5 protein-coding genes and 1 pseudogene are annotated in these 4,303 nt (G+C 72.9%); 1 reads left to right on the top strand and 5 read right to left on the bottom strand.

The features are described from left to right. From G3I40_RS06950 to G3I40_RS06940, 3 genes and pseudogenes are all read right to left on the bottom strand, one after another. A pseudogene (locus G3I40_RS06950) lies at nt 1-563 on the bottom strand (acetylglutamate kinase); the annotation flags it as partial. 203 nt (nt 564-766) lie between these two features. After that, nucleotides 767-1,792 (bottom strand): N-acetyl-gamma-glutamyl-phosphate reductase, encoded by a 1,026-nt coding sequence (gene argC / locus G3I40_RS06945; RefSeq protein ID WP_164301280.1) that lies wholly within the window; start codon nt 1,790-1,792, stop codon nt 767-769. Nucleotides 1,793-1,794: 2 nt separating this feature from the next. Beyond that, entirely contained in the window at nt 1,795-1,980 is a 186-nt protein-coding gene (locus G3I40_RS06940) for a lysine biosynthesis protein LysW (RefSeq protein WP_164301279.1), read from the bottom strand. Nucleotides 1,981-2,125: 145 nt separating this feature from the next. Here G3I40_RS06940 and G3I40_RS06935 point away from each other — a divergent pair, with 145 nt between their 5' ends. Beyond that, entirely contained in the window at nt 2,126-2,515 is a 390-nt protein-coding gene (locus G3I40_RS06935; protein ID WP_164301278.1) for a VOC family protein, read from the top strand. A 56-nt stretch (nt 2,516-2,571) separates the two neighbouring features. On the opposite strand, the gene G3I40_RS06930 is transcribed toward G3I40_RS06935, so the two are convergent. After that, nucleotides 2,572-3,612, bottom strand: a complete 1,041-nt coding sequence (locus tag G3I40_RS06930) for a BtrH N-terminal domain-containing protein (RefSeq protein WP_164301277.1) — start codon at nt 3,610-3,612, stop codon at nt 2,572-2,574. Next, nucleotides 3,609-4,208 (bottom strand): hypothetical protein, encoded by a 600-nt coding sequence (locus tag G3I40_RS06925; protein WP_164301276.1) that lies wholly within the window; start codon nt 4,206-4,208, stop codon nt 3,609-3,611. The genes G3I40_RS06930 and G3I40_RS06925 overlap by 4 nt, the downstream gene beginning before the upstream one ends. Nucleotides 4,209-4,303 lie beyond the last annotated feature (95 nt).

The following is a 4,303-nucleotide window of genomic DNA, read 5'->3' as shown; positions in this document are numbered from 1 at the left end:
TCGCCCAGCGCTGCCGCGACGGCGGCCGCGACCCGGTCGGCGTTGACGTTGACGGGCCGGCCGTCCTCGGCGAGGGCGGGCGGTGACAGCACGGGCACCATCCCGTCGGCCAGCAGGGAGTGCAGCAGCGGTGTCGCCACCGAGGTGAGCCGGCCGCTGCGGTCGTCGCGCACCACCACGGTCCGGCCGTCCACGACCGTGCGCAGCGCCTTCTTGCGCCGGGCGCGCAACAGGCCGGCGTCCAGTCCGGTCAGTCCGACGGCGGGCACGTCGCGGCGGGCCAGTTCCAGCAGCAGGGCCGGTTTGGCCTTCCCTGCGAGCGCCAGGGTGACCACTTCGAGGGTGGCCGGGTCGGTCCGCCTGCTCACGGTGCCGTCGGGGGCCACCAGTTCACCGAGCGGCACGCCGAGACGGCCGGCCAGTTCGGTGACCATCGCGGAGCCGCCGTGCACCAGCACGACCGGCCTGCCCTCGCGCACGAGCCGGGCCACTCCGGCGCACACTGCCTCGGCCTGCACCTCTGCGGTGCCGCCGCACTTCACCACGGTCAGTCCCGTGCCCACGCGGATCTCCTTCTGAGGGGATGTGCCGGATTCCTGAGGGGGATGTGCCGGACGCCGCGTACGGGCGCCGTGGCCGGTGCCGGGTGCGCGGCGGTGTGACGGTGTGACGGAAGGCTCGCGGCAGTCGCCGCGAGCCGGTGGATCTCTTCCGTCACGCTCTCTTGCGTCACGCCCGCGTCCGTCGGGCTCCGGACCGTCAGGCCCTAGACGGGGTGCAGTCCGGGGAACGAGAGGCCGAGGTTCTCCGCCCATCCCATGCGTACGTTCAGGCACTGGACCGCGCCGCCCGCACCGCCCTTGACGAGGTTGTCCAGGGCCGCGACGGCCACCACGGTGGACGTGGCGGGGTCGGTGGCGAACCCGACGTCGCAGTAGTTGGTGCCGGCCAGGATCTTGGGCTCCGGAAGCCGGTAGAGACCGCGGCGCTGGGCGACGATCCGCACGAACGGCTCGTCCTGGTACTGGCCGCGGTACAGCCGCCGCACTTCCTTGTCGCCCAGCGGTTCGCGCACCGGCACCCGGCAGACCACCTGGGCGCCGCGCACCGCTTCCACACCCGTCGCACCCATCCGTGCCTCGACTCCGGTCGCCTGCGCGATCTCGGCCTCGTGCCGGTGGCCGGCGGGGGCGAACAGCCGCATGGCGCCGCTGCGTTCGGCGTGCAGGTTCATCTGCTCGGCGCGCACGCCCGAGCCGCTCGATCCGATCCGCCCGTCCACCGTCACCGGTCCCGCGACCACTCCCGCCTCGGCGAGCGGACGCAGGGCCAGGATGGACGCGACGGCCATGCAGCCCGGCATGCTGATGGCGTCCGCCCCGGCGAGCTCGGCGCGGTGCGTCTCCGGCAGTCCGGGGACGAACGAACCGAGCAGCTCCGTGGCGGTGTGCGCGGTTCCGTAGTACCGCTCGTAGAGCTTCGGGTCCCGCAGCCGGAAGTCGGCGCCGAGGTCGATGAGGACCTTGGCCTGCTCCCGCAGTCGGGGCACGAGTTCCAGGCCCGCGGTCTGGCCGACCGCCACGAACACCACGTCGTGCTCGCCCAGGGCGTCGGGGGCCGTGAACGTGAGGTCGGTCCGGCCCCGCAGGTTCGGGTGGACCAGATCCACCCTGCTGCCCGCGAGCCTGGCGGACACCGCGGCGGACACCCGTACCTCGGGATGGTCGAGCAGCAGCCGCAGCAGTTCACCGCCGATGTAGCCCGAGGCCCCGACCACCGCGACATCCACCACGGCTACTCTCCCCAGTCCTCGTCGGCCTCGGGAGCCAGTGCCAGCAGCACCGGTGCGACTCCCACGACCTCGAGTTCGGCGGCGCACTCCGGGCACTCGACGATCTCGCCGGCCCGGACCTCGCTCTCCACGCCTACCTGGCCCTCGCACTCCGGACAGGCTTGTACGGTCGTCTCCGCTGTGGGCATAAGGTCCTCTCCTCCTGGTCGGACACCTGCGGGTTCAGCTTCTCGGCGCGGTGCGCTCGCCAGCAGTCAGGTAGATCCCGGACTTGTGGGCCGGGCGGCGGGGACCAAATACTCGAAGGCCCCGTCCGCACGATCCTGGAGAGACATGACGAGCAGGCTCACGGAACTGACGGTCGACTGCCGCGACCCGGAAGGGCTCGCCGCCTTCTGGTGCGAGGTACTGGGCTTCAAGGTGATCGACCGGAGCGAGGGCAAGGTCGAGATCGGCTCCTGGGTGCCGACGGTCGAAGAAGTCCGGGCAGCCCAGAAGCCGCCCACCGTGCTGTTCGTCGCCGTGCCCGAGGGCAAGGACGTGAAGAACCGGCTGCACCTGGACGTCAGTCCCGTCGACGCGGGCACCGAGGACGAGGTCGCGCGCCTGCTCGCCCTCGGGGCGAGCAGGGCCGACGTGGGGCAGGGCCCCGGCCGGAGCTGGGTGGTCATGGCCGACCCCGAGGGCAACGAGTTCTGTGTCCAGCGCAGCCTGGCCCCGTGACAGGAAGGCGCTGCTGACGGACCGCCACGACAGCGCGGCGGTCCGTCAGCAGCGCGTCACAGCGCCCGTGCGAGGCCGTCGAGGGCGCGGTCCTGGTCGGCCAGGAGCTCCGCGGCCCTGCGCTCCAGGTCCCCGGCGGCCGCCGTGGTGTCGGCGCGGGAATTGGCGACGATGATCCGCACCGCGCTCCAGTGGTGGGCGACCCGCTCCACCAGCCGCGACACCTCCGTCAGCGCGGGCCGGCCGAAGGCGCGGCCCGCGGCGGCCAGCCAGTCCGCGTGCACCCCGGTCTCGGCGAGCACCGTGCCGGCCACGACGAAGGTCTCGTCCACCACCTCGGGGTCGCCGCCCGTGCGCATCCGCGCCGCGGCGGCGTCGAGGAAGCGGGCCAGGCCGCGCCGCCCGCCGAACAGCTCCGCGCCGTCGTCGGCGTATCCGTCCGGCAGGGTGCGGTCGCCTTCCAGCGCGGCCACGTTGGCGGTGATGACCGTACGGACGTGGTCGAGGTCCCAGGGCGGCAGGTCCGGGCCGACCGAGACCTCCAGCCACCGTCCGTCGATCGGATTGCGGGTGAAGAACAGGTCGCGGTCGTGGTCCTCGGGGTTTGCCGAGGAACGTGCGGCGGCGAACTCGGCCCGGGTGATCGCGCCCTGGAAGCGCGGCGGCACCGGATCGGCCAGCAGCACCTCGTCGCGTTCGTCGTCGAACCCGTACACGGTCAGCAGGTGGTTGGTGTGCACATCCCGGTAGGCGGGACGGAACGGCAGGTGGTAGTTGTCGACCGCCGCAGCCACCGCGCGTCCGTCCCGCACCGCGTCGCGTACCTGTGTCCAGGCCGTCTCCGGGTCCGGCGGGCGGTGCCAGTGTGAGGTCACCGGATGGTGCGGGGCCATGGCCCCGAGCAGGGACCGGGCGCCGAAGGGGACGTAGTACTCCTCGCGCCGGAGGTCGCCCGAGCGGTAGCCGAACCCCCAGGCAGCGCCGAGCACATGGAGCGGATCGGCGCCCTGGCTGGCGAGCAGCACCCCCATCGTCGCGTGCAGGCAGTGCCCGAGGTCGTGGCGCCACGGCCGTACGTCCTGAAGCTCGACTCTCATGCCGCCTCCGTCACCAGGGTCAGTGCGAACAAGTGCATCGCGGGGTTGTGGGGCAGGACGAGTGCCGTCAGCCCGTCGGGCACCGCGACCGGCACCCGCTGGTGCCAGATCGACGGGCTCATCGTGTACTGCTCGTGCCGCGGGTAGAGCATCGCGGTGGTCCGGTAGGCGAGGCGCTCACCGAACCGCGGCCCGGTCTCGGGCCAGAAGTCGGACAGCCGCAGCCACTGCCGGCGGACGCTGCCGTCGGCGTACTCGAGGAGCACGCCGTCCTCGGTGCGGCGCTCGGCGGCCCCGAGGACGTGGATCCAGTCGGTCCGGCCGGCGGGCAGCGCGATCCGCTGTCCGCGGCACCGCAGGTGGTCCGGCCGCACGCCGTCGGCCGCGGGGAAACGGAACGGCACCCGGTCGTGTGCGGTGAGCGTGCCGCAGGGCAGCTCCCCGGCCGGAAAGGCATTGCCCCAGATGTTGAACGCACCCGAACCGGAGCGGCTGCTCGGTTCGACGCCGACGCTGTCGAGGAAGTCCTCGATCGCGACTGTGCGGGCCGCTCCGACCGCCGACCGGACGAGAGTGGGACTGACGTGCTCGACCACAGAGACCTCCTTGGATCACAGGACGGGATACGGACGGTGCGCATGCGCGAGCCCGGTCCGGCCGTCGCGGCGCGGGCCGCGGCGCTGGCCCGGGC

It is taken from the genome of Streptomyces sp. SID14478, from assembly GCF_010548525.1.
Taxonomy (GTDB): domain Bacteria; phylum Actinomycetota; class Actinomycetes; order Streptomycetales; family Streptomycetaceae; genus Streptomyces.
Note: the sequence above shows the minus strand (reverse complement) of the source record. Positions and strands in the feature narration are given on the sequence as shown.

Coding starts and splice junctions, on each gene's coding strand:
- G3I40_RS06940 (WP_164301279.1), bottom strand. CDS start 1,980: ATGCCCACAGCGGAGACGACCGTACAAGCCTGTCCGGAGTGCGAGGGC.
- G3I40_RS06935 (WP_164301278.1), top strand. CDS start 2,126: ATGACGAGCAGGCTCACGGAACTGACGGTCGACTGCCGCGACCCGGAA.
- G3I40_RS06930 (WP_164301277.1), bottom strand. CDS start 3,612: ATGAGAGTCGAGCTTCAGGACGTACGGCCGTGGCGCCACGACCTCGGG.